This window comes from Streptomyces sp. NPDC058469 (genome assembly GCF_042721125.1).
In the GTDB taxonomy this organism is placed as follows: Bacteria; Actinomycetota; Actinomycetes; order Streptomycetales; family Streptomycetaceae; genus Streptomyces.
The window spans coordinates 35,565-59,020 of record NZ_JBHXME010000026.1 but is presented as its reverse complement, the minus strand read 5'-3'; the positions used below and the strand labels follow the sequence as shown (position 1 = coordinate 59,020).

The 23,456-nt window shown below is 70.8% G+C and carries 26 protein-coding genes, 1 pseudogene and 1 riboswitch; of the genes and pseudogenes, 14 read left to right on the top strand and 13 right to left on the bottom strand.

Annotated features, from left to right (window positions below):
- Nucleotides 1-81: 81 nt before the first annotated feature.
- Nucleotides 82-984 carry a helix-turn-helix transcriptional regulator gene (locus tag ACFWP5_RS15160; protein ID WP_384155291.1) on the top strand — a complete coding sequence of 301 codons (903 nt, stop codon included), beginning with the start codon at nucleotides 82-84 and terminating at the stop codon, nucleotides 982-984.
- Nucleotides 985-1,003: 19 nt separating this feature from the next.
- Here the strand turns inward: ACFWP5_RS15160 and ACFWP5_RS15155 are convergent.
- From ACFWP5_RS15155 to ACFWP5_RS15145, 3 genes and pseudogenes are all read right to left on the bottom strand, one after another.
- Nucleotides 1,004-1,210: pseudogene (locus tag ACFWP5_RS15155) on the bottom strand (hypothetical protein); the annotation flags it as partial.
- A 47-nt stretch (nucleotides 1,211-1,257) separates the two neighbouring features.
- A complete protein-coding gene (locus ACFWP5_RS15150) occupies nucleotides 1,258-2,244 on the bottom strand; it encodes a hypothetical protein (RefSeq protein ID WP_384155288.1) in 987 nt (328 codons plus the stop codon).
- Nucleotides 2,244-2,846, bottom strand: a complete 603-nt coding sequence (locus ACFWP5_RS15145; RefSeq protein WP_384155285.1) for a PadR family transcriptional regulator — start codon at nucleotides 2,844-2,846, stop codon at nucleotides 2,244-2,246. The genes ACFWP5_RS15150 and ACFWP5_RS15145 overlap by 1 nt, the downstream gene beginning before the upstream one ends.
- A gap of 99 nt (nucleotides 2,847-2,945) precedes the next feature.
- A riboswitch (cobalamin riboswitch) is annotated at nucleotides 2,946-3,025 on the top strand.
- Between the two features lie 190 nt (nucleotides 3,026-3,215).
- Here ACFWP5_RS15145 and ACFWP5_RS15140 point away from each other — a divergent pair.
- The 3 genes from ACFWP5_RS15140 to ACFWP5_RS15130 are packed head-to-tail and all read left to right on the top strand — an operon-like array spanning nucleotide 3,216 to nucleotide 6,042.
- Nucleotides 3,216-4,244: a FecCD family ABC transporter permease gene (locus tag ACFWP5_RS15140; RefSeq protein ID WP_384155343.1), complete on the top strand. Its 1,029-nt coding sequence runs from the start codon at nucleotides 3,216-3,218 to the stop codon at nucleotides 4,242-4,244.
- Nucleotides 4,244-5,020, top strand: coding sequence for an ABC transporter ATP-binding protein (locus tag ACFWP5_RS15135; RefSeq protein ID WP_384155282.1), 777 nt, complete (start codon nucleotides 4,244-4,246; stop codon nucleotides 5,018-5,020). Before ACFWP5_RS15140 ends, ACFWP5_RS15135 begins: the two co-directional genes overlap by 1 nt.
- 14 nt (nucleotides 5,021-5,034) lie before the next feature.
- On the top strand, nucleotides 5,035-6,042 hold the full coding sequence (locus tag ACFWP5_RS15130) for an ABC transporter substrate-binding protein (RefSeq protein ID WP_384155279.1): 1,008 nt from the start codon (nucleotides 5,035-5,037) through the stop codon (nucleotides 6,040-6,042).
- A gap of 88 nt (nucleotides 6,043-6,130) precedes the next feature.
- Here ACFWP5_RS15130 and ACFWP5_RS15125 read toward each other — a convergent pair whose 3' ends face one another.
- From ACFWP5_RS15125 to ACFWP5_RS15100, 6 genes are all read right to left on the bottom strand, one after another.
- On the bottom strand, nucleotides 6,131-7,141 hold the full coding sequence (locus ACFWP5_RS15125; RefSeq protein ID WP_384155276.1) for a MerR family transcriptional regulator: 1,011 nt from the start codon (nucleotides 7,139-7,141) through the stop codon (nucleotides 6,131-6,133).
- Nucleotides 7,142-7,159: 18 nt separating this feature from the next.
- Nucleotides 7,160-7,654, bottom strand: a complete 495-nt coding sequence (locus ACFWP5_RS15120; protein WP_384155273.1) for an ABC transporter substrate-binding protein — start codon at nucleotides 7,652-7,654, stop codon at nucleotides 7,160-7,162.
- Entirely contained in the window at nucleotides 7,651-7,938 is a 288-nt protein-coding gene (locus tag ACFWP5_RS15115; RefSeq protein WP_384155270.1) for a hypothetical protein, read from the bottom strand. The genes ACFWP5_RS15120 and ACFWP5_RS15115 overlap by 4 nt, the downstream gene beginning before the upstream one ends.
- 172 nt (nucleotides 7,939-8,110) lie before the next feature.
- A complete protein-coding gene (locus ACFWP5_RS15110; RefSeq protein WP_384155267.1) occupies nucleotides 8,111-8,797 on the bottom strand; it encodes a hypothetical protein in 687 nt (228 codons plus the stop codon).
- A gap of 84 nt (nucleotides 8,798-8,881) precedes the next feature.
- Complete coding sequence (locus ACFWP5_RS15105) at nucleotides 8,882-9,748, bottom strand: RNA polymerase sigma-70 factor (RefSeq protein WP_384155264.1); 867 nt, start codon at nucleotides 9,746-9,748, stop codon at nucleotides 8,882-8,884.
- Complete coding sequence (locus ACFWP5_RS15100; RefSeq protein WP_384155262.1) at nucleotides 9,745-10,332, bottom strand: carboxymuconolactone decarboxylase family protein; 588 nt, start codon at nucleotides 10,330-10,332, stop codon at nucleotides 9,745-9,747. Before ACFWP5_RS15100 ends, ACFWP5_RS15105 begins: the two co-directional genes overlap by 4 nt.
- Before the next feature lie 135 nt (nucleotides 10,333-10,467).
- On the opposite strand from ACFWP5_RS15100, the gene ACFWP5_RS15095 reads away from it, so the two are divergent.
- From ACFWP5_RS15095 to ACFWP5_RS15085, 3 genes are all read left to right on the top strand, one after another.
- Nucleotides 10,468-10,815 carry a DUF6479 family protein gene (locus tag ACFWP5_RS15095; RefSeq protein ID WP_384155259.1) on the top strand — a complete coding sequence of 116 codons (348 nt, stop codon included), beginning with the start codon at nucleotides 10,468-10,470 and terminating at the stop codon, nucleotides 10,813-10,815.
- Nucleotides 10,815-11,756, top strand: a complete 942-nt coding sequence (ligD, locus tag ACFWP5_RS15090) for a non-homologous end-joining DNA ligase (RefSeq protein WP_384155256.1) — start codon at nucleotides 10,815-10,817, stop codon at nucleotides 11,754-11,756. The genes ACFWP5_RS15095 and ligD overlap by 1 nt, the downstream gene beginning before the upstream one ends.
- Before the next feature lie 70 nt (nucleotides 11,757-11,826).
- Nucleotides 11,827-12,858 carry a Ppx/GppA family phosphatase gene (locus tag ACFWP5_RS15085; protein ID WP_384155254.1) on the top strand — a complete coding sequence of 344 codons (1,032 nt, stop codon included), beginning with the start codon at nucleotides 11,827-11,829 and terminating at the stop codon, nucleotides 12,856-12,858.
- 22 nt (nucleotides 12,859-12,880) lie between these two features.
- Here the strand turns inward: ACFWP5_RS15085 and ACFWP5_RS15080 are convergent, their stop codons facing one another.
- Entirely contained in the window at nucleotides 12,881-13,591 is a 711-nt protein-coding gene (locus ACFWP5_RS15080) for an ANTAR domain-containing protein (protein WP_384155251.1), read from the bottom strand.
- A 191-nt stretch (nucleotides 13,592-13,782) separates the two neighbouring features.
- Here ACFWP5_RS15080 and ACFWP5_RS15075 point away from each other — a divergent pair, with 191 nt between their 5' ends.
- Nucleotides 13,783-14,130, top strand: a complete 348-nt coding sequence (locus tag ACFWP5_RS15075) for a helix-turn-helix transcriptional regulator (protein WP_384155248.1) — start codon at nucleotides 13,783-13,785, stop codon at nucleotides 14,128-14,130.
- Nucleotides 14,131-14,344: 214 nt separating this feature from the next.
- Here the strand turns inward: ACFWP5_RS15075 and ACFWP5_RS15070 are convergent, their stop codons facing one another.
- Entirely contained in the window at nucleotides 14,345-14,743 is a 399-nt protein-coding gene (locus ACFWP5_RS15070; protein ID WP_384155245.1) for a DUF2795 domain-containing protein, read from the bottom strand.
- 306 nt (nucleotides 14,744-15,049) lie between these two features.
- Here ACFWP5_RS15070 and ACFWP5_RS15065 point away from each other — a divergent pair, with 306 nt between their 5' ends.
- From ACFWP5_RS15065 to ACFWP5_RS15040, 6 genes are all read left to right on the top strand, one after another.
- A complete protein-coding gene (locus ACFWP5_RS15065) occupies nucleotides 15,050-15,841 on the top strand; it encodes a SigB/SigF/SigG family RNA polymerase sigma factor (RefSeq protein ID WP_384155242.1) in 792 nt (263 codons plus the stop codon).
- A 426-nt stretch (nucleotides 15,842-16,267) separates the two neighbouring features.
- Nucleotides 16,268-17,494 carry a PP2C family protein-serine/threonine phosphatase gene (locus ACFWP5_RS15060; RefSeq protein ID WP_384155239.1) on the top strand — a complete coding sequence of 409 codons (1,227 nt, stop codon included), beginning with the start codon at nucleotides 16,268-16,270 and terminating at the stop codon, nucleotides 17,492-17,494.
- An 85-nt stretch (nucleotides 17,495-17,579) separates the two neighbouring features.
- On the top strand, nucleotides 17,580-19,259 hold the full coding sequence (locus ACFWP5_RS15055; protein ID WP_384155236.1) for an ATP-binding protein: 1,680 nt from the start codon (nucleotides 17,580-17,582) through the stop codon (nucleotides 19,257-19,259).
- Complete coding sequence (locus ACFWP5_RS15050) at nucleotides 19,256-19,705, top strand: response regulator (protein ID WP_384155233.1); 450 nt, start codon at nucleotides 19,256-19,258, stop codon at nucleotides 19,703-19,705. Before ACFWP5_RS15055 ends, ACFWP5_RS15050 begins: the two co-directional genes overlap by 4 nt.
- A 56-nt stretch (nucleotides 19,706-19,761) precedes the next feature.
- The gene (locus ACFWP5_RS15045) at nucleotides 19,762-20,388 is read left to right on the top strand and encodes a PAS and ANTAR domain-containing protein (RefSeq protein WP_384155230.1); all 627 of its coding nucleotides are present in this window, start codon (nucleotides 19,762-19,764) and stop codon (nucleotides 20,386-20,388) included.
- Between the two features lie 112 nt (nucleotides 20,389-20,500).
- Nucleotides 20,501-20,989, top strand: a complete 489-nt coding sequence (locus ACFWP5_RS15040; protein ID WP_384155227.1) for a MarR family winged helix-turn-helix transcriptional regulator — start codon at nucleotides 20,501-20,503, stop codon at nucleotides 20,987-20,989.
- 9 nt (nucleotides 20,990-20,998) lie between these two features.
- On the opposite strand, the gene ACFWP5_RS15035 is transcribed toward ACFWP5_RS15040, so the two are convergent.
- Entirely contained in the window at nucleotides 20,999-22,192 is a 1,194-nt protein-coding gene (locus ACFWP5_RS15035) for a PP2C family protein-serine/threonine phosphatase (RefSeq protein WP_384155224.1), read from the bottom strand.
- A 66-nt stretch (nucleotides 22,193-22,258) separates the two neighbouring features.
- Nucleotides 22,259-23,410 (bottom strand): PP2C family protein-serine/threonine phosphatase, encoded by a 1,152-nt coding sequence (locus tag ACFWP5_RS15030; RefSeq protein ID WP_384155340.1) that lies wholly within the window; start codon nucleotides 23,408-23,410, stop codon nucleotides 22,259-22,261.
- Nucleotides 23,411-23,456: the final 46 nt, after the last annotated feature.

Sequence of the window (23,456 nt, the reverse complement as noted above, 5' to 3'; positions counted from 1 at the left end):
GGACCGGCGGCGAGTAAAGACTCCACCGTGCGGCGGTTGAACGTCCGTGTACCGCGCGCCGCTTGAACGACAATGTGCTCCATGGCTACGACGAACCACTTCGGCATCGCTCTGCGGGGGTGGCGCGAGCGTGTGTCGCCGCAGGACAGCGGGCTGGAGGCGGGCGGGGACCGGCGCATCCCCGGGCTGCGCCGGGAGGAACTGGCCCGGCTGGCCGGCCTGTCGGTCGACTACGTGGTCCGGCTGGAGCAGGGGCGCGCCCGGAACCCCTCCGCCCAGGTGGTCACCGCGCTGGCCAGGGCGCTACGGCTCGAACCGTCCGAGCGCGACCACCTGTTCCGCTGCGCCCACCTCGCACCGCCCCCGGCGGGGAACGTGTCCCGGCACGTCCCCGCGAGGGTGCACCGGCTGGTGGGTCAGCTGGCGGGCAACCCCACCGCGGTGTTCGCCGCGGACTGGACCCTCGTCAGCTGGAACGGGATGTGGTCCGAGGCGATCGGTGATCCCCGTATGTACGGCTGGGACGAGCACAATCTCGTGGCCGGCATGTTCCGGTCGAGCGGCGTACGAGGGCGGGAACCGATCGGGGCCTGGCCGGTCCGGTCCTGGGCGGGCGACGAGGTCGAGGAGGAGGACCTCGTCGCCGACCTGCGGGTGACGGCGGCCGCCCATCCCCATGACGCGCGGCTCGCCGCCTTCGTCGACCGCATGCTGCGCGACAGCTCACGCTTCGCCCACCTCTGGTCCAACGGCACCGCCCGCACCCATGTCGGCGACCGCAAGACCATCGAGCACCCCCGGGTGGGAGACCTCGACCTCGACCTCGATGTCGTGATGGCCGCCGGGACCGACCTCAGGATCGTCACGTACACGGCGGCGGTCGGGACGACCGACGCGGAGAAGCTGGACGCCCTGCGCGCCACCTGCCCGGAGCCGGGCCGGGGCCCGGCCCACGCCATGTCGGGGCCCGGCGGCCCGAGTTGAGCAGGGAGGCCGCGGCCCGTCAGTCCTCGTCCGCGACGGACAGGGCATCGGTGATCAGGCGGGTGGCGAAGTCGTCGTCGGTGATGCGGTTGATGCCCTCCGCGAGCAGGAAGGCCGTGGCCTCCAAGGGAGTCATCTCCTCCTTGGTCCAGTCCCCGTACTGCGCGCGCCACAGGTTGGGGCTCGGCCCGGTGCCCGCGGCGATGGCCGGCCCGGCCATCGGCGGGCGTGTGCGACTGCTCCGGTCCCTTCCTCAGGCGCCCTCGGGTGCTCTCAGACGCTGAAGCGTTCTACAAGTCTCCTCATCGTGTCGAAGGCGGGCTTGGGCGTGTAGTCGTCGGTGGTGAGCCCGAACTGGTGGAACAGGCTCGGCTGGGTGCTGTCGGCGTCCCGTAGCGCGAAGTGCGTGTAACCGCTCAGGTGGAGCGACTTCGACTGGTCCGCTATGGCCTCTACGACGGTCTCGACGACGTCGGCCTGTCGGCTCGGGTGTCGTTCCGGGCCGGTGGGCCAGCCGTGTTCGGTGATGTGCAGGGGCAGGTGGGCCAGGCCGGCGGGGGTCAGGAGCGCGTCGCGGTGATGGCGCAGCAGTCCCGCCACTGCTTGCGCGAGGTCGGATGCCGCCACGGGGCGGACGACGTCGGGGAAGAAGTCCAGGCCCACGTAGTCCAGGTCGGAGATGAAGGCTTCGTCTCCTTGCTTGGTGAGGTCGGTGACGAAAGTGGCGGCCGGTCCGAAGAGGGGAGTGGTGTTGAAGCCGACCCGTAGGTGTGTGTGCCCGAGTTGGCGTGCTCGCGCCTTGGCGGCGGAGACCCCGCGGACGATCGCCTCGTGTACGGCCGGGTAGTAGCCGTCCAAGGTCGGGTTCGACGTGATGTTGGGTTCTTCCGTCACCTGCAGCGTGCTCGTGAACGGGCCGTACTGCTCGACCAGTTCGCGCAGGAAGTCGCAGTAGCCGTCGATGTCCCCGGTGGTGGACTGGTACTGCGCCACCAGGTCCAACTGCCGTCCCTGGACGGCGAATTGGGCCGCGTCGGCCGGTGTCGCGGTCACGTGCGGTTCGCCGAGGCGGGTCGTGTCGTCGAAGGTCGTGTAGGCGCGGACCAGGAACGGTCGGCCGGGTCGGCCCTGGAGACGGTCGAGCGCGGTCGATATGAGGGCCGGGTCGTCGGGCGGGCCGCCGATCAGCTTTCCGGTGTCGTCGCCGAGGACTCCGCCCGGGTAGATCCCGAAAAGCAGTCCGTCGTGTGCGGGGAGCATCAGGCCTTCGGTTCCTCTCCGGTGTCCGTCGTACTGGTCGGCCAGGTCAGTGAGCCGGTACGGATGTCGTCGATGACCGAGTCGATCCACGCCATCTCGGCGCGAGCGAGAGACAGCGCGTATTCGGCCTCGATGACGAACAGGCGGGGCACGCCGGTCGCCAGGACCTCCGTGAGGCGTCCTTCGTCGGTGGCCGTCCGCTGCCGGAGGCGCTCGGCCCGCTCCGTCAGGGCGTCCACCGCGCCGCTCGGGCCGAGGGCGCCGAGGTAGGTGACCGCGCCCAGGAACTGGGAGAACTCCCGTTCAGGATTGCGGATTTGGGAGTCCAGTCGGCGTACGAGCTCGGCGGTGCCCGCCTGTGTGAGGGCGTAGACGGTGCGCTCGGGGCGGTTTCCCGAGCGTTCCTGGCCCTGGGAGGCGAGCCAGCCGACTTCGGTCAGGGCGGCGACCGTGTTGTAGAGGGTGCCCCGGGTGATCGCGGCGGCGTGGTTGTCGCTGCGTGTGCGGAGTTCGGTGAGCATCTGGTGCGGGTGCGAGGGCTGTTCGAGCAGGAGGCCCAGCACGGCGAGAACGATCGGGTTGTCGAGAGCGCGTCGTGGCATAGTCGAACTCTATCAGTCCAAATAGACTATTGGCGGGATGCGGCTCAGCCGCCGTCGGCCCGGTCCGCGCCGTTTGTTACGCTCCCCAGGCCTCCCGCGGGGGAAGTCCGGTGAGAATCCGGCGCTGACCCGCAACGGTGTGCGTGGCGACCTCGGTCGTCGCGCGAGTCCGATCGCCCGTGGGTGGTGCGACCCGTTGACTGCTCGCCGTGGACTGCGAGAGGGGACCGAGCGGCCGGCACGGTCGTAAGGGCTGCCTCCTCGATCGAGGCTCACCAGGCGGCCCCAGGTGAAGGACCGCCGATCGTGCTCCTACGTCCGAAAACCGGCTCCGTTCGTGGCCAGAGTCCAGCGCGTGATCCTCGCCGAATACCCCAACCGCCCCTGCTGCTCGGGCTGTCGCTCCTGCTCTGCGTCTCCCTCGTGTGCGGCGTCGGTCTCGGCGCGGCCGGAATCGGCACGGCGGACATGTTCCGGTTCCTGTGGGCCGGCGCCACCGGCGGGACCGTGCACGCCGACGACGCCGCCGCGTACACCATCGTCTGGGAGATCCGGCTGCCACGGGTCGTGCTCGCGGCCGTCGTCGGAGCCGGACTCTCGGCCGTCGGCGTGGCCGTGCAGGCCATGGTCCGCAACGCGCTCGCCGATCCGTTCGTGCTCGGCATCTCCTCGGGCGCGGCCGTGGGAGCCAACGCCGTCATCCTGCTGGGCGCGTTCGCCGGGCTGGGGGTGTGGGCGCTGTCGGTGTCGGCGTTCGCCTCTGCGCTCGCTGCCATGGCCCTGGTGTACGCCGTGGCCCGCTCGCCGCACGGCCTCACCCCACTCCGGCTGATCCTGACCGGCACCGCGCTGGCCTACGGCTTCGAAGCGGTCACCACCGTGATGGTGTTCGGCGCGGCCCGGGGCGAGGCGGCCCGCTCGGCGATGATGTGGCTGCTGGGCAGCCTGGGCGGCGCGACCTGGGCACAGGTGCCGTTGGCCGCCGTCACCGTGACGGCCGGCTGGGCGTGGCTGCGGTGGCGCGCGGAGTCGCTCAACGCCCTCGCCATGGGGGACGAGACCTCTGCCGCGCTCGGTGTTCAACCGGGCCGACTGCGCCGGGAGTTGTTCCTCGTGACCGCCGCCGTCACCGGGACGGTGGTCGCGGTCAGCGGGGCCATCGGCTTCGTCGGGCTGATGGTGCCGCACCTCGTGCGGATGCTCGTCGGCGCCGACCACCGCAAGGTCCTCGCGGTCGCCCCGCTCGCCGGAGCGGTGCTCCTGGTGTGGGCGGACGTGCTGTCCCGGCTGCTGCTGGCGCCCGCCGAACTGCCGGTCGGCGTGATCACCGCGGTCGTGGGAGTGCCCGCGTTCCTGCTGCTGATGCGGCGCGGCGGCTATGCCTTCGGGGGGCGTTGATGAGGCTCGACATCGAGGGGCTGTCGGTCGACGCGGGCGCGGTGCGGCTGGTGGACGACATCCGGCTCGTCGTGGACAGCGGAGCCTTCGTCGGGCTCGTCGGCCCCAACGGCAGTGGAAAATCAACCCTGTTGAGGTGCGTGTACCGGGCGCTGCGACCGGCCGACGGGGTGGTCCGGCTCGACGGCGACGACGTACACGCCATGGAACCGCGCGCCGCCGCGCGGAAGGTGGCCGCGCTGCCGCAGGAGTCGTCGGCCGAGTTCGACTTCACCGTCGCCGAAGTGGTCGCCATGGGACGGCTGCCCCACCGCGACCGGACCGCCGCCTCGGACCGGGAGATCTGCGCCGGAGCCATGGAACGAACCGGCGTCGCCCACCTCGCCGACCGAGGATTCCTCGCCCTGTCCGGCGGCGAGAGGCAACGCGTCCTGATCGCCCGCGCACTCGCCCAACGACCCCGCGTCCTGGTCCTCGACGAGCCCACCAACCACCTCGACATCGCCCACCAGTTGGACGTGCTGTCACTGGTCCGCGGCAGCGGCCTGACCGTACTGGCGGCCCTGCACGACCTCAACCTCGCCGCCGCCCACTGCGACCTGCTGTACGTGATCGCGAACGGCCGGATCGTCGCCAACGGGCCGCCGCACGACGTCCTCCAACCCGCCCTGCTCGCCGAGGTGTTCGGGGTTCGCGCGCATCCCGTACGGCACCCGGAGACCGGCGTCGTCCAGCTCCTGTTCGACCTGCTCCCGCCCACCACGACCACCGCGTAAGGACAACACCCCCCATGCGTAAGCTGCTTGCCGCCGCGCTCTGCCTCGCCGCGACCGCCACCGCCGGTTGCGGCGCCACGGTCGAGCCCCAGCCGCAGAACGCCATATCCTCCGCCGTCACCCTCACCAACTGCGGCCGGCAGGTGACGTACAAGACGGTCCCCAAGCGGGTCGTCACCAACGACGTCGGCATCACCGAGCTGATGTTCGCCCTCGGACTGGAGAACCGCATGGCCGGGTTCGCCATGCCCGACGACAAGGGCGACCTCACGGACGTCCCCTGGAAGGACGGCTACCAGAAGGTGAAGTGGCTGTCCAAGGACCAACTCACCAAGGAGAACGTCCTCGACGCCCGCGCCGACCTCGTCTTCGCCGGCTGGAACTACGGCTTCCGCGACGACAGCGGCTTCACCCCCGACGCCCTGAAGAAGCTCGGCATCCCCTCGTACATCCTCACCGAGTCCTGCCGCAACGGCCGCACCGACACCTCGCGCGGCATCATGCCGCCCCTGGACGCCCTCTACGCCGACCTCACCAACCTCGGAAGACTCTTCGGCGTCGAGAAGCGCGCGGCCACCCTGATCGCCGACTTCAAGAAGCAGATCACCGCCGTACAGAGCAAGGCCCCGGCGAAGAGCCCCAAGGTCTTCCTCTACGACAGCGGCCAGGACGCCCCGTTCACCTCCGGCCGCTACGCCGCCCCCGACCAGATCATCAGCGAGGCCAGCGGCACCAACGTCATGCACGACGTCAACGACTCCTGGACCACGGTCGGTTGGGAGTCCGTCGTGCAGCGCGACCCGGACGTCATCGTCATCTGCAACTACGGCGACGTGAGCGCCGAACAGAAGAAGAAGTTCCTCCTCTCCTACGCCCCACTGCGCGACGTCTCCGCCGTCAAGCACCGCCGGATCTTCGTCCTCGACTACGTCGACCTCGTCGAGAGTCCCCGCAATCCGTCGGCGATCGCCCGGCTCGGGGCGTATCTGCGGACGGTGGCCGCGGCGAAGGAGTCCAACTAGGGCGCGTATCGGGGGGTGTTCAGCGGGTGGTCCGGGTGAGGTCTCCTGCTCAGGCCCGCGCGGACACCCACGTCGACAACCCCGTGGCTCAAGGCGCCTGGCGCAGGGCGGTGGCCATCCACTCCCGGACTGTCGCCGCCCGGTCGGCGTCCGGGTCCGGGTCCGGCCCGGGCGTGCCGTTGATCGTCGCCACCAGGGAGTGGTACCTGGTCAGCAGCTTGAGGCCGGGCGCCTTGGCCGGACGCTGTGCTCCCTTGCCGTTTCGGTCGAACTCGACGAGGTTGCGCCGGGCCTTGTCGACGTCGGCGTCGTTTTCCCCTGTCATGGTGGCGATCAACTCGGCCGAGTCGGCGGCCACTCGCTCGGCGAGGTCCCGGGCCTGCGGCGAATCCGCGGTCACTCCGGCCTGTTGGGAGGCCCGAGCCTCCAGGAGGAGCCTCCGATGCCTCTCGACGCGGGCTGTCATCTCCGGTGTAGCCATCAACTTGCCCTGCTCGGTGCCGAAAGTGCGGTGGAGGAAGTCCCGCAGCGCAGTGCGGAACTCCTCGTCCCGCACGATCTCGGCGAGTTCGATCCAGGCCTCCAACTGCTCGGTGGACGGCTCCTCGGGCAGGTGCGGCCGCAGGCGGCGGAGTCGCTCCACATAGCTGGGATGGACGTCCAGGCCGTCGGTCACGAAGTCCCAGAACTGGTCGATGAGTTGGTCGCGGTCGTCGTCGGACATCGACACGAGCTTGTTCATCAGGCTCACCTGTTCCGCTGTGGTGTGCTGCCGCGTGATGGTCCGGAGTACGGCGCGGCGCGCCCGGAACTGCCGTAACTGGTCCTCGACCAGCCGCAGATGCGTGACGGCAAGGTCGTGCAGGCTGGTCTCCGCGGCCAGCACCCGGCGGATGTCGTCCAGACCGGCACCCAAGTCGCGCAGCGTGCGCACGAGTTCGAGCCGGGCGATGGCGTGCACGTCGTACTGCCGGAAGCCGCCCTCGGTGAGGCCGGTGGGCGTGACGACGCCCTCGTCTGCGTAGAACCTGATCGCGCTCACGCTCAGGCCCGTGCGGCGGGCGACGTCCCCTATGGAGTAGAGCTTCAGTTCGTTCACACCCGTCACTATGGGATCTCAAGTGACCTGAGAGTCAAGGGGGTTGGCCATGGCAAGGCCCTGGGAGGTCATCTCGCGTCCTGAAGCTGAACCGCGGGCACTTGGTCGTAGCGGCCCAGGAAGCGGAACGCTGCCGTCCCTGACCTGGTACAGGAAGCCGGTGTTCTCCGGGTCCAGCGCGTGGGTGGTGCCCTGGACGAAGCGGATCGGCTTGGCCACCGCGTCGTACACGGTGTGGAAGAGGCGTTCGGCGACCTGCGCGGGCTCGATCGCGGTGGTGGTCCCAAGCGCGTCCAGGGCTCGGGTGATCAGACCGACGGCGTCGTACGCCTCGGCGGACCACAGGCCGGGCGGCTCGCCGTAACGCGCCCGACAGGCCGCGGTGAACGCCTTCGCGGCCGGCGTGGTGGCCGACTGCGGTTCTGTGTACGGCGCTTCGAAGACCCACCCCTCGGCCGCCTGCCCCGCCGCGGTGAGGAAGTCGGCCCGCATGACGGGCTCGAAGCCGGTCACCGGCCCCGTGAACCGCGCGCCGTGGCCAGAGCACGGGCACAGGCCGCCGCCCGGCGCGGTGACGTGGCGCCGTAGACCACCGCCTGCGGATGTGTGGCCAGCGCCCGGGAGACGGCTGGCCCGAAGTCGCGTGCGGCGGCGGCCACTTGGTGGACGGTGCCGCCGCTGGGCGGTGTCTCGACCAGGATCCGGTTGATGTCGACGGCCATGCCGCCCGCGCCCAGACGCCCCAACAGCCGGTATCCGCCGAGCCGTGACGGATCGGAGGGAAGCAGCCGCTCCATCACGACCCACCCTTCGTACCGGATGCGGAAGCGGTCGCCCCGCTGGCCTCCGACCCGCCGGTGTGTCCGATCTCCTGCTGCACCCGCAGCAGCATCCTCGGAAGCACCTCCGCCACAAGGGAGTTGAGCTCTTGCTCGCTACGGCCGCGCCCGCCGCACACGAACGTACCGCTCACCACCGAGCCCAGCACGGCCTGTTGCCACCAGCACGGGTACGGGCCCCCACGCGTGTCGCTGACGCACTGCCCCGTCTCCAGCAGCAGATATCGTCGCCGCTGGTGTTGCCGCCCTCGCCGCGGGCGAACGACAACGACTGCAGCCCCGTGAGGCGTTCACCCGGCCGCTGGGTCTGCTCCGTGCAGTCGAGGTCCTCCTCCAGCATCCTGGCCTGTTCCCGCGACGCGTCCAACGCCGTGCGATGCACGGTGACCGTGGCCGACAGCCGCACGGCTCCCTTCGCGCCGGACGCGGGCACCTCGAAGTGCCGGGTCAGCGTGGCCAACGCGTCCTCGGGCAACGGGCGCAGCCGCCACAGACAGTCGTCACCCAATACCGCCCACTGCCCGGGATCACTCTCGTACGGCGTCGCCCGCACCACCCCGGTCCCGAACAACTCCGGGCCGGAGATGACCTGTTCGACCAGCGCCCGAGCCTGCGCCGACGTCTGCGGTTCCCTGCCCGGGTCCATCCCGGGCGTCGCCGACGGCGACGGCGGCGAGTCGGCCGTAGCGCTCCGAGCCGTCCCGGACGACGACGTCGGCGGCGACGCGGAACCGCCATCACCCCCTGTGCACCCCAGCACCAGGACCTCGCAGGCCACCACCACCCCGCTGACGCGCAGTGCTCTCGCATACGCCACGACGTCGCCCCCTCTACGGCCTGCCGTGTGGCCACCCCATGCCCATAGCGATGCGCTCAGGCAAGAGCCAGGACGGCGGCGGACTCACCTGGACAGCTCCGCAGGCTCGTCCAGTTGCGTCAGCTTCCGTGGGTTGCGCACCACATAGATGCGGGTGACCCGGCCGTCCTCCACCACGAGGCTCACCGTGGACGGTTCGCCGTCGATCTCGATCCGGCCCGCCGGTTCGCCGTTGAGCCACACGGGCGTGGTGTCGAACGCGGCCACCAACTCGTGCGCGCGGGCGAGGATCGGCGCCACCAGCTCGACCCCGTGGATCGGGGCGAGGGCGGCGGCGACCACCCCGCCACCGTCGGTGACCAGCACCACGTCCGGCGCCATCACCTCCATCAGCTCCTGCAACTGCCCGGTCCGCAAGGCGCGCAGGAACCGCTCCACGACGGCCTGTTGCTCCGACCGGCTCACCCGCACCCGCGGTCGCCGGGCCGCCACATGCTCCCGCGCCCGCCGCGCGACCTGCCGGACCGCTGCCGCGGACTTCCCGATCACCTCGGCGATCTCGCCGTACGGCAGCTCGAAGACCTCGCGCAGCACGAACACCGCCCGCTCGGTGGGCCCGAGCGTCTCCAGCACGGTCAGCATCGCGATCGAGACGCTCTCCGCGAGCTCGACGTCCTCGGCCACATCAGGGCTGGTCAGCAGCGGTTCCGGCAGCCACTCGCCCACGTACTCCTCGCGGCGGCGCGACACCGTGCGCAGCCGGTTGAGCGCCTGCCGGGTGACAAGCCGGACGAGGTACGACCGCGGGTCCCGCACCTGTGACCGGTCGACGTCGGCCCACCGCAGCCAGGACTCCTGCAGCACGTCCTCCGCGTCGGCCGCCGACCCGAGCATCTCGTAGGCGACCGTGAACAGGAGGCTGCGGTGGGTGACGAAGGGGTCCTGGGTCATGCCGTCGACGCTACGTCGTAGGCGCCGGTGTTCCCCGTCCGGGAGGCCAACGGGATCTCGCACGAGTCCGAGTAGCCCTGCGAGGTGATCCCGTGTGCGGTGTTGCACCGGGCCGCCATGTTGGCGAAGCCGATGAACACGGTCAGTTCGACCAGTGCGGCCGGGCCGAGGCGCTCCAGCAGGCTCTTCGACAGTTCGTCGGTGACGGTCGGCGGAGTGGTGGTCATGGCCTCCGCGTACGCGAGCACGTCCCGCTCCAGCGGCGTGAACACCTCCGACTGCCGCCAGCGCGGCACCTGGCTGGCCTTGGCCAGGTCCAGGTTCTGGTTGAGGGCCTGGAAGTAGTTGACGTCGAGGCACCAGCTGCAGCCGATCTGGGCCGCGACGGCCATGTGCGCGAACGTCTTGAGGCTCGCGTCGGCCGCGTCCCATGTGCCCACCCTGGCCGCGAACTCCTGGTTGGCCCGGGCGAGTTCGGGGTTGTTCCACAGTACTTCGACGGGCTCGGGCACGGCCCCGAGCTGCTTGACCATGTTCTCGCGGAGCTCGACGGGAAGCTCGGCCTTCGGAACGCGAAGCGTCACGGTGTCCTCCTGGTACGTGTGCCTGTCTGGCGGTTCGACATGAAGACACCGGCCGGCTCGCGGATGTGACACCCGGATCGGGCAGTCCGGTCGGCCACCCTGGTTGGTCACTCCGCGCGGGGGTACTCGGGCGTCATGATGATCGCCCAGAATGAACATGTGGACATCGCCGCGTCCGGCGCCGCCATGGGCATGGTGGCGGCCTTCGCCGGCGGTCTCGTCGTCGTCGCGCTGCTCGTGTGGGCCGTCCGGCTGGGTATCAATGTGCGGCAGCGGGAACTGGCGCCGCCGCGTCCGGACGAGCAGCCCCGGCTGCCGGAATCCGGTGCGGTGCGGGAGATCCGGGAGCAGCGGGAGCCGGACGAGGTGCCGCGAACCCCCGACGGTGAGCGACTCCTCCCGCACAACCTCCGCCACTCCGGAAGCAGGCGCAGCGAGAGCCAGGAGCGTCCGCGCTGGGATGAGGGGCCTGGCGGTTCCTGATGGCCGGCACCCGGACCACGGCCGGCACCCGGACCGTGCGGGCGGGCCGCCGCAGCCTCGACATCCACCGGCCCGACAAGGTGCTGTTCCCCGCCGACGGGAACGGCAAGGAGTACACGAAGGGCGACCTCGCCGCGTACTACCGGGCCGTCGCCCCCTTCATGCTGCCGCACCTGCGCGGGCGGCCGTTGATGCTCGAACGGCACCCGGACGGGATCGACGGCCCCCGGTTCATGCAGAAGAACGTCCCGGAGCACTACCCGGACTGGATCAAACGCGTCGAGGTGTCCAAGGAGGGCGGCACGGTCACGCACCTCGTCTGCGACGACGCCGCCACGCTCGTGTACCTCGCCGACCAGGCCTGTCTCACCCCGCACCGCTGGCTGTCCCGGGTCGACAGGCTCCACCGGCCCGACCGCCTGGTCTTCGACCTCGACCCGCCGACCGGGGACGACTTCGCCGCCGTACGCCAAGCCGCCCTGCTCCTGCGCGAGTTGCTCGACGAACTACGGCTGCCGTCCGCACCGATGACCACCGGCTCGCGCGGTCTGCACCTGGTCGTGCCCCTCGACGGACGGCAGGATTTCGACGCGGTACGCGCCTTCGCCAAGGACGTCGCCGACCACCTCGCCGAGGCACACCCCGACCGGCTCACCACGGCCGCGCGCAAGAAGGACCGCGGGGAGCGCCTCTACCTCGACGTGCAGCGCAACGGCTACGCGCAGACCGCCGTCGCCCCCTACGCGGTCCGCGCGAAGCCCGGGGCCCCGGTCGCCGTCCCCGTCAGCTGGGACCAACTCGACGATCCGGACCTCGACGCCCGCCGCTGGACCCTCACCGACGCCGTGGACCAGGCCCGCACCAACCCCTGGGCGGGACTGGCGAGTCGGGGACGTTCCCTGGCCCCGGCCGGGCGACGACTGGACGACCTGCGCGGCTGATTCACCTGTTCGTCGAACTGAAGATCGATCTGGACGACTGACGGCTCTCACGCTGGGTACTCACCGGTTCATGCGAATGAGTGTGGTGGACGTGGGGTCGAACACGGTTCGGCTTGTGGTGGCGGACCTGGAGGACGGCGTACCCCTGCCCGTGCACACGGCCAAGTGGAAGCTACGGCTCTCCGAGCGCGTCGGGCAGCCGTACGGGGAGATCCCCGAGGACTCCGTGCGTCACCTCGTGAAGGCGGTGGCGGCCGCTGCGGAGACCGCCCGATGCTGGGGCGCGGCGGGGCCACTCGCCTTTGCCACGGCGGTGGTTCGGGGCGCGCCGAACCGGCTCGACGTGCTCCGCGCGGTGCGCACCGAGACCGGCGTACGGCTGTGCACGCTGCCGGGAGAGGTCGAGGGCGAGCTGACCTTCCTCGGCGCCCGGCGCTGGATGGGCTGGCGCGCCGGGCCGCTCGCGCTCTTCGACATCGGTGGCGGATCCTTCGAAGTCGCCTTCGGGCGTGGCCGGTTGCCCGACTTCGTCGCGTCCCTGCCGCTCGGCGCGGGTCGGCTGACCCGGGACTTCCTCTACGGCCAGGACCCGCCGCCCGAGCGCGCGGTGAAGGCGCTGCGCCGCGAGGTACGGCACCAACTGCGGGACGTGGCCGCACGGATCCGATGGGAAGGGCCCCGGACCACCGTCGTGACGTCCCGCACCTTTCAGCAGCTGGCCCGGCTCTGCGGCGCCGCTCCCGGACGCCAAGGTCCCTTTGTGGAAAGGCGGTTGGCGCGGGCGGAACTGCGCGTGGGCCTCGACCGGCTGGCCGCCCTCGCGGCCTCCGACCGGGCCCTGCTGCCCGGTGTCTCGGCACCGCGGGCCGCGCAGAGCCTGGCCGGAGCCGTGGTCGGGCACACGGTCATGAAGCTCACCGGCATCAAAACCGTCACCGTCTGCCCCTGGGGCATCCGCGAAGGAGTGCTGTTGCGGTACATCGAGGACGGCGGAGCCTGGTGGACGGAGATGACGCGGCGCAGCGACGACGCCGAAACCGCGGGGGCGGTCGCCCTGCGCATCGCGCCGGTGCCGAAGCAGTCGGCGCCCGTCGTCAGGTAGCGAATGTCCGCGCCGCGCCGACCTACGCCGGGTGTGAGATCTCGGCGACCGCCGTCGAGATCCGCTGTTGCAGATGCTCGGGCAGTGGCGTTCCGTTGACCGAGTCGACGAGTTCCTCGGCCAGTTGGTGGAGTTTGGTGTTCGTGTGCTGGGAGACATCGACCAGGACGCTCCAGGCGTCCTCGGGGCTGAGGGCGAAGGAGGCCATCAGGACTCCGCGGGCCAGGTCGATGACCGGCCGGGTCAGCATCGCGCGCTTGAGCTGCTCGAGCTCGACGCGCAGCTCCTCGGCCTCGTCGGACACGCCGTTCTCCTCCATCAGGTCGTGCGTCGTGGGGGAATGCTCGTGCCAGGCGTTGACCACCCCGTCGATGGCCGCGGGCTCCGGCGCGTGACGCAACAGCGTCGACGTGTCGGTGAGCGCGAACAGCCTCTCGACCCCGGCGCTGACGGCCCGGACGTCGAGTGTCTTGCCGTCCGTGAGGGCCAGCCGGCGGACGGACAGCAGGACGTTGAGCCCGGCGCAGTCGCAGAAACCGACTCCGGCCAGATCGAGGTCCACACCTCCGTGCGACCGGGCGAGTGCCAGGCGCAGAGCGCGCCGCACCGCTTGTTCCGTGTCGATGTCGATCTCCCCGGAGACCACGACGACGGTCCGGGTACCGCCCGGCCGCGTCACGATCTTCAGGGAGGCGGAAACCGACGGGGGATCCACCGCAACGACGGGGGACACCGCGCATATCGTCCGGACCCCGCTCCTGGCAGGAGCGCAACATTCGTGTTCTCGCATGGCAGCCGCTCCCGAGGCATCCGCCCTGTTCTCTGCCCGTTCAAGTCTCGCCCGTCGCATTTAGCGCGTCAAGATATACACGAAATCTTTTTCGCGTCTGGGGATACGTGAAAGCCGGGCCCTATGCTGGGGGCATGGACGGAGTACCTGAGACGCACACAGGATGGACGTTCCTCACCAGCCATGCCCGAGTGCTGGCCGCGATCGCTGAGGACCAACGCACCCGCATCCGTGACATCGCCGTGCGGTGCAGGCTCACTGAAAGGGCTGTCCAGAAGATCATTTCCGATCTGGAAGAGGACGGCTATCTCACCCACACGCGGGAGGGGCGGACCAACGCGTATCAGATCGAGCCGGGGACGATCCTGCGGCATCCGGCGGAGGCCGGGATGACCGTCGAGGCGCTGCTGTCCGCCCTCGCGCAGCACGACGCGCAGCGGGAGCGCTCGACTGGGGCGCCGACCGGCGAGCGGGACTCCTAACTCGCGGAGTGACGCGCCGAGTTACGGCGGGGGACCGCGGTCGCCGGTGGTCGACGAACCGGTGACGATCCGTCAACCACCTTGGATCACAAGGGTGTTGGGTGCGGAGAGGCGACCGGGCCGCGCCCGATTGCCGTCCTCGCTCGATCGGGTACCTCAACTGCCGTGACGCGACAGGGACGGTAGCCCGCCGGACCGTACGCCGCCTGTCTGTCTATGCGTCGCTCCGGCCGGCCGACCCGTCTTCCACCACGGCCTCCGCCAGTTCCCGCGCCGAGGCGTAGCGCGCGTCGTGCGGCAGCCGTTCCACCGGTTCCACCAGGCTGTCCGGTGCGTACTTCTCGCGCAGTACGCCGCCCAGTTCACGGGGTCCCGCGGGGAACGAGGTGCGGCCCAGGATCTTCGCCAGTTCCAGCCGGACCGTCTCCAGAGGCACGGACGTGCCGCTCGGTGCCACGGGGCCGCCCGCGATCACCGGGTCGTCGTCGGCGGTCGGTTCCGGGTCGTTCCACTCCTCGGTGCGGGTCGAACGCCCGGAACGCAGCAGCCCCTGCAGTTCGTGCTTCATCTCCTCGTCACGGTGGACGCTCAGTCGGTCGCTTCCGCGTTCCATGAGTCGCTCCATTTCTCTCGGGGGAGTCCGGCGCCTACCCGGGGCCATGGGGCCAACACGTCCACTCGTCCGCCCGCCTGATTCATCACCATTCGTCATGTTCTGAGGGCTGGGAGTCATCGTCTTCGCACATGCGTTTCGAGGCTCTCCGGGCGGGAAGGCGGCATAGGAGTGCTTCGGACAGGAGGCACGTCCGTGGGAGTCGGCGTACGCCGGATCGCGGGTGTGTTCCGCCTGGTCAGCGCGTGCTCACTCCCATGGGGACCGTCCAGTCGACAACCCCTAGAGGGAGTTGTGAGCACCACCATGGCCACAGTCAATCGCAAGCGCCATCCGCACGACGACGCCCCCCGCACCGCCGCCGCCTTCGCGCGCCTCTCGCACCTGCCCGACGGGCCCGAACGGGTCGCCCTGCGCGACGAACTCGTCCGGGTCTGGCTCCCCATGGCCGAACGTATCGCCGGCCGCTATCGGGGAAAGGGTGAGCCCTACGAGGATCTGCGCCAGGTCGCGGCACTGGGCCTGGTCAAGGCCGTCGACGGCTACGACCCCGACCGCGGCCACGCCTTCGAGAGCTACGCCGTTCCCACCGTCACCGGCGAGATCAAGCGCCACTTCCGTGACCACATGTGGGCTCTGCACGTGCCCCGGCGCATCCAAGAACTCCGCAACAGGGTGCGTATCGCCCTTCGCGACCTGTCCGCAACGGGTTCGGACCGGCGCCCCGGCATCGCGGAGATCGCCGCGTACGCGCAGCTGAGCGAGGAGGACGTACAGGCCGGTCTGGAAGCGCTGGACAGCTTCACCGCGCTCTCGCTGGACGCCGAGACACCCGGTGAGGACGCCGGTATGACGCTCGTCGGCCTGCTGGGGGAGTGCGACGCCGGATTCGACCTGGTCGTCGACCGCGAGGCGGTCAAACCCGCCCTGCAGACACTGCCCGAACGCGAACGCACCATCCTCTACCTCCGCTTCTTCCGGGGCATGACCCAGAGCTGCATAGCGGAGCGGCTCGGCGTCTCCCAGATGCACGTCTCCCGGCTGATCAGCAACTCCTGCGCCACCGTGCGCGAACGCGTCCTGGCCGACGCCGCCTGACGCGTCCGGGACACGTGGCCGGCCGCCCTGCGGGAGTGTTCCCGGGGCGGCCGGTGGCGGGCTCACTGCCGAACCCTCCCGGGAGCGGTTGGACAGCCTGCCGCCCTCTTCGGACTACCGGGCTGGGGCCGGTTCAAACAACAACCGGCCCACTGGGCGGACAGTCGCGCGGAACCTCGGCCGGACGACTCGTCGCCGCCCGCATGTTGTGCATGTCCGGTTACAGGCCCGTGCGGAAGGGGGTTCCTCGCCGACTCCCAGTTGCCCGTCGTACCCTCAACAACGCGCAAGGCAGGGCATGTTGGGCAGTTCCGCTTACGGTCGTACCGAGTCCGTACGGGACGTCCCGGCGTACCGGTATGCTCTCGACTGTTGTCTGACGGCAACTATGGTCGCGGGAGACCGCTCGGTGGGGAGGGCAGGGCCATGGTGGTGCCACAGCCTCGGGCCGACGACCTGCTGGCGGTGGGTGGTGAAGGGGCCGGCCCGGAAGCCTGGGTGGCCTGGCAGCCCGCCGTCCTGCTGGTCGAGGACGATGCCGGGGACGCGCTGCTGGTGGAGGAACTGGTCGCCGACAGCGCGCTGAAGATACGTCTGCAGTGGGTGCGGTCGATGGCCGAGGCCGCCGAGGTGCTCGCGGCCGACGTGCCGGACTGTGTCCTGCTCGACCTGCACCTGCCGGACGCCCAAGGACTTGAGGCGCTCTCCCGGGTCCGGGCTGGCGCCGAGCGGGCCGCTGTCGTGGTCCTCACCGGCCTCGCCGAGGAGGAGACCGGACTGGCCGCCGTCGCCGCCGGAGCACAGGACTACCTGGTAAAGGGCCGGGTCGAGCCGGGACTGTTCGGACGGGCCGTGCGCTACGCGATCCAGCGCAAGCAGGCCGAGCGGGCGGCCGTCGCGCTGCAGGCCAGCAGCATGCAGGCCCAGGAGAACGCCCGCCTGGAACGGGGACTGCTGCCCCGACCCCTGCTGCGCGGCGAGGGCGTCGAAGCGGTGGCCCGCTACCGTCCCGGCCGCGCGCAGGCGCTGCTGGGCGGCGACTTCTACGACATCGTGCAGAGCGTCGACGGCACCGTCCACGCGGTGGTCGGTGACGTCTCCGGACACGGGCCCGACGAGGCCGCCCTCGGTGTGGCCCTGCGGATCGCCTGGCGCACGCTGGTGCTCAGCGGTGTCACCGGCGCCGAACAGGTGGCCCGCCTGGAGGAACTCCTGGTCGCCGAGCGCATCCGCAGCGAGGTCTTCGCCACCCTCGTCAGCCTCGCCGCCGCGCCCGGCGAACGTACGGCCCGAGTGGTGCGGGCCGGCCACCACGGGCTGCTGATGCGGGACGGCGGTCGCGTGGAGTGGGTCGAGATGCCCGGTGGCCCGGCGCTGGGCGTGGTCCCCGGTCACGCGGACTGGCCGGTCGAGGAACTGGCCGTACCGACGGACGCCGCCGTGGTGCTGTTCACCGACGGCCTCTTCGAGGGGCATGTCGGTCGAGGCTCGGAGCGGCTCGGGGAGGACGGCCTGCTACGGCTCGCACGGGAACGGGCCGCACTGGCACCGGAGCCGTTCGTCGACGAACTGATCGCCTCCGCGGAGAGCCTGGCCGAGGCACAGGGCGGCCTGGCGGACGACGTGGCCGTGATGCACCTGCACTGGACATGAGGCGCCTGCCCCGGACGTGATTCACCGCGCCGGGAATGAGCAGGTGGGACGAGAGGGTGTCGGGACGAGACGAACGGTGAGGGACATGGCGGGCGGAACAGGGATCGGGCGTCGGCTGACGGTGCAGGGATGGTTCTTCCTCGCGCTGTCGCTCATGGTGCTGCTCGTGGTGATCGGCACCGCGATCGGCGCCAGCCTCCTCAGCCAGACGGCCCGGGTCACCGACGATCTGCTGCTGCGGGTCCAGCCCTCCCAGACCGAGGCGTACCGACTTCAGACCGCCCTGGTCAACCAGGAGACCGGCATCCGCGGCTACGCGATCGCCGCCGACAAGCAGTTCCTCGCCCCGTACACCAGCGGCAAGCAGGAGGAGGACCGCTCGGCCGCACGGCTGCGCGGACTGCTCGGTGACCGGCCCGAACTGCTCGCTGATCTACGGGCGGTGGAGCGCGGAGCGGCCGCCTGGCGGCAGGACTACGCCGAGCCCCTCGCCGCCGCCGTCACCCCCGGCCGCCCGCACGCCGTCGACCAGGCCACCGTGGACAGCGGCAAGCACGAGTTCGACCACCTGCGCACCCTCTGGGCCAAGCAGAACGCCGACCTCGCGAAAGCCGTGAAGGAGGGCCGGGCCCACCTCGCCCACCAGCGGACGGTACGCAACACCGTCCTCAGCGCCATGGTCGCCGCCTTCCTGCTCACCGGCGTCGCCCTCGCCGTACTCGTACGACTGCTGGTGACCCGGCCCCTTGAGTCGCTGAGCAAAGCGTCGGAACAGGTCGCGGCGGGCGACTTCGCGCACCGCATCACCGGCGACGGCGGCCCGGCCGACCTCACCGCGGTGGCCGGAGCCGTCGAGGGCATGCGCAGACGCATCGTGGCCGAACTCGACGCCTCCCGGGACCAGCAGGAGGCACTGAGCCGACAGGCCGCGGAGCTGGACGCCCAGGCCGTCGAACTGCGCCGGTCCAACGCCGAGTTGGAGCAGTTCGCCTACGTCGCCTCGCACGATCTGCAGGAGCCGCTGCGCAAGGTCGCCTCGTTCTGCCAGCTCCTGGAGAAACGCTACGGCGACCAGCTGGACGCCCGCGGCCTGCAGTACATCGACTTCGCCGTCGACGGCGCCAAACGCATGCAGGTGCTCATCAACGACCTGCTCACCTTCTCCCGTGTCGGGCGCCTCGACGACACCCGGGAGCGGGTCGGTCTCGGCCCGGCGCTGGACAAGGCGCTGCGGAACCTCGCCGCGGCCGTGGAGGAGTCGGAGGCGCGGATCGACCGGCCCGAGACCCTGCCCGAGATCGTCGGTGACGCGACGCTGCTGACGATGCTCTGGCAGAACCTCGTGGGCAACGCCCTGAAGTTCCGCCACCCGGACCGCGCCCCGCATGTGACCGTCACCTGCGACCCCGACCCCGAGAACCCCGGCAGGTGGCGTCTGTGCGTCGCCGACAACGGCATCGGCATCCCCGAGGAGTTCACGGACAAGGTCTTCGTCATCTTCCAGCGGCTGCACAGCCGCGACGCCTACGGCGGCACCGGCATCGGACTCGCCCTGTGCAAGAAGATCGTCGAACACCATGGCGGCCGGATCTGGATCGACTCCCGGGTCGGCGAGGGCACCCGCTTCTGCTTCACGCTCCCGTCCGCCGAGGAAGCCACTGACGCGACCCATGCCATCGAAGCCACCGATACGAGCGAAGCCACCGAGACCGCCGAACCCGGCGACGGGACCGGCACCTCCACAGACGAGAAGGCCCTGACATGACCCTCCCTGGCGCGACCCCGATCGACGTCCTCCTCGTGGAGGACGATCCTGGTGACGAACTGATGACCCGGGAAGCCTTCGAGGACAACAGGATCGGCAACACCCTGCACGTCGTCCGGGACGGCGAGGAGGCCCTCGACTTCCTCTACAAGCGCGGCGAGCACACCGACGCCCCGCAGCCCGACCTCATCCTCCTCGACCTCAACCTGCCGAAGTACGACGGCCGTCAGGTCCTGGAGAAGATCAAGTCCGACCCGGAGCTGGCGCACATCCCCGTGGTCGTCCTGACCACCTCGTCGGCCGAGGAGGACATCCTGCGCAGCTACAAACTGCACGCCAACGCCTATGTCACCAAGCCGGTCGACCTCGACCAGTTCATCGCCGCGGTCCGGCAGATCGACGACTTCTTCGTGCAGGTCGTCCGGCTGCCCCACCGCTTCGGCTGAGGGGGCTAGGGTCTCTGGTACGGAGTGACGAAACGGGCGTCGAGTTGGTGAGGGCCATGGAGCCGCAGGACGACCGTGCCGACGAGATCACCGGGGTGTTCCTGCACCGGCTGCCGGAGGACACCTGGTGGTGGTCGGACGAGATGTTCCGGCTGCTCGGCCACGAACCCGACGCCGTCACGCCCACCGCCAAACTGCTGCGAGGCCACGTCCACGGCGAGGACCAGACCCGGCTCGACAGCGCCCTGGAACACGGCAGGTCCACCGGCCTCCCCTTCAGCTGCTATCTCCGTGTGGTCGGCACACCGGACGCGGAACGCAGCGTCGTCCTGGTCGGCGACGGCCGTACCGGAGACGACGGCGAGGTGGTGGTGCTGCGCGGGTTCGCCGTCGACGTGACGAAGTCGGTACGGCGGGAGGCACGGCGCACCGCCGACTCCGACATCGACCGGGCCCGCGTCTCGCAGGAGGACATCGACCTCGCGCGCGGCGTGCTCATGGCCCTCTACGGCATCGACGCGGACATCGCGATGCGCGTCCTGCGCCGCCACTCCCAGTACGCCAACATCAAACTCCGCACACTGGCCCAGACCGTGCGCGAGGCCGCGCCCACGGCACCCGGCCGACCCCAGCACGACCTGCACCAGCGGATCTCGGCCGTGCTGTACCCAGACCGCGAGTGAGCGGGTGCCCAAGCTCCCGGAGACTGGGCAGCTTGGGGGTGGGAATCCCGGGTAGGCCAACCCCATGAGCGGCGAATCACCACACTGCCGACTTCTTTGAGGTGTCGAACTCGTGGCAGCGCGCGGGGAGGCGGACCGGAAACGGACGCAGGCGGACGGCACGGGCGCCGTCGCGGGCCGGATCGCCGATGCCGTGGACGGCCTGGCCGAGCTGTGGACCACGGCGGCGGCCGAGGCGTCCGTACGACTCTCTCCGCATCAACTGCGCGCCCTGCACGCCCTGGAGGCCACACCGGGCGCGAACCTGACCATGCTGGCGGACCGGCTCGACGCCGGGCTGCCCACGGTGAGCAGACTGTGCGACCGGCTGGAGGCGGCCGGGCTGCTGCTCAGGGAGGCCGCACCGCACAACCGCAGGGAAGTACAACTGCGCCTGACCACGCACGGCAGGGACGTGCTCGCGGAGGTGGCTGAGCTCAGGTCCCGGGCGCTGACCGAGGTCGTACGCGGCATGGAACCTGACGACCGCGCGGCCCTGGAGCGCGGCCTGCGGGCGTTCGTCGCGAGGCTCGGGGAGCCGCCGACTGGTGAGCACGGGTGAACCCGCGCCTCACGGTGCGTCGGCGCCGCGCCCGTTCCAGTCCAGGCAGACCACGGCGGCGTCGGCGGTCAGGTCCGTGCTGCCGAAGTGCTCGACCAGGCTCGCCACCACCGAGCGCGCGACCTCCTGCGGAGTCTGCGTCGGCGCCGCGTCGAGAGCCCGGTGCAGCGCCTCCTCGCCGAACAGGGTGCCCTCCGGCGAACGGGCACCGTGGACGCCGGTGCTCACCGCCACGAGCCGGTCTCCGGGCCGTACGGTGAAGATCTGCTCCTCGTAGGGGGTCTCCTCGAACATGCCCAGCGGGAGCTGTGCCTCCAGTTCGATCTGCTTCACCGTGTCACCGCGCCGGCGGTAGAGCCGGGGGGAGCCCGCGTCGACGGCGTGGACGGCGCCGTTCGCGAGGTCGAAGCGGAGCAGCAGGGTCGAGGCGTACACCTTGCCGCCGAACTGGGCGTAGACGGCCTGGTCGGCCAGGCGGGCCTGGTCGGCGAGGCCGAGGCCGGCGCGGCGGGCGTTGCGCAGGGCGCCCACCGTGACGCTGGTGAGCAGGGAGGCGTCGATGCCGCGGCCCATGCCGTCGGTGACCGTCACGGTCAGCCGGCTGCCGTCGGTGCTCCAGTCGAAATTGTCGCCGCCGACGGTGTACGCGGGCTCCAGATGGGCGCCGATCACGAACTCCGGGCGACCGCAGCCGCGCCCCGGCAGAAGCTGCCACTGCATCTCGGCGGCCAGCGTGAGCCGTCGGGTGCGGCGGGCCAGGAGGTACAGGTCGGTGTCGCGCTCCGCCGTGGCGATCTCGTGGCCCAGCGCGGTGGCGAACTCGGCGAGCCCACGGACCCCGGCGCTGTCGGCGCCGGCGGTGGGCAGACGGGCGGAGAGGACGCCGAGCCGGTCGCCGCGCACGGTGACGGGTACGTGCACGGTGGCCGTCCCGTCCTCCGCGGGTGTGACGACGGGCGTCTGGACGGTGAACGCCCGTCCCGCCGGGCCGTCGTAGGCGGACAAGGGTTCGCCGGTGCCGGGCAGTGGGGCGACCGGCCGCAGCACGCGCAGGCCGTAGTCGGCGAGGAGGAGGGTGACCTCCCGCGCGTCGGCACGGGCGCCGAGCAGGCGGCGGGCCGTCTCCACCAGAGCGTTGGGCGGGGCCGACCGCAACTCGCTCTCCACAGAGGGGAGCGACTCAGAGGTGCTCACGGCGTTCACCCTTCCGGCTCAGTGTCTTCACACTAGCGCCACGCCGGTGGGTGCGGGGTACGGCGGGGGCGCACCTCACCGCCCCCGCCAGTCCAGGCACACCACCAAGGCGTCGTCGTCCGGAGTCGGCGTGCCGCGATGGCCGGTCAGCTCCCGCAGCACGGCCCGCGGCACCTCGGCGGCGGGCAGCAGCCGCGTGTGCTGGATCGCCCGCGCGAGCGCCGCGTCCCCGTACGCCTCACCCTTGGGCGAGGCGACCGCGTACACCCCGTCACTGACGAAGAGGAGCCGGTCCCCGGGCTCAACCCGGAAGTCCTGCTCGACGTAGTCGGTCTCCTCGAACATGCCCAGCGGCAACTGCGCGTCGAAGGCGATCCGCTCCACCACTCCGTCACGCAGACGCATCGTCTGCGGCGATCCGGCGTCCACCACCCGGGCCCGCCCGGTGGTGAGTTCGAAGTCGAACATCAACACGGACATGTGGCTTCGGCCCCGGTAGTGCGCGTACACGGCCTGGTCCGCGAGGGCCGCCTGATCGGCGAGAGGGATGCCCGCCCGGCGCGCGTTGCGCAGGGCGTTGACCGCCAGGTTCGTCAGGAGCGACGCCTCTATGCCCTCGCCCATGCCGTTCGAGACGTACAGCGTGAGGTGGTCGGCCGTGGCTGACCAGTCGAAGTTGTCCCCGTGGATCGCGTACGCGGGCTCCAACTGTGCGCCCAGGTCGAACTCGGAGCGCGAACACGAGCGGCCGGGCAGCAGCTGCCACTGCATCTCCGCCGCCAGTGTGAGCCGGTCCTTGCGCCTGGCCCGCAGATACAGGTCCGTGTCGCGCTCGGCGACCAGCACCTCGTGCCCCAACACCTCGGCCAGCTCGGTCAGTTCGGGAAGGCACTCGCGCGCGTGGTCGCCGCCGGGCAGCGTCACCGAAAGCACGCCGAGACGGTCCCCGCGCACACTGATCGGCAGGTGCACGCGCACACTGCCGTCGCCCAAGTTGCCCTCCACGAAGGGTTCCTGGGCGCCGAAGGCCCGGCCCGCCGGGGTGTTGTGGAGGGAGACCGGCGGCAGGGTGTGCGGCAGGTCGGTCACGGGCTGCAGCACGGTCAGGCCGTAGTCGGCCATGAGCAGGTCCACGGAGTCCGCCGCGTACCGCCGGCCCAGCTCCCGGCCGACGACGTCGGGCAGTTCGTGGGGAGCCGCCGTGCGCAGCGCCCGCTCGACAGCCATGAATCTGTTCACGATCGTAGGTATGCCAATCTCTCACCCGAGGCAC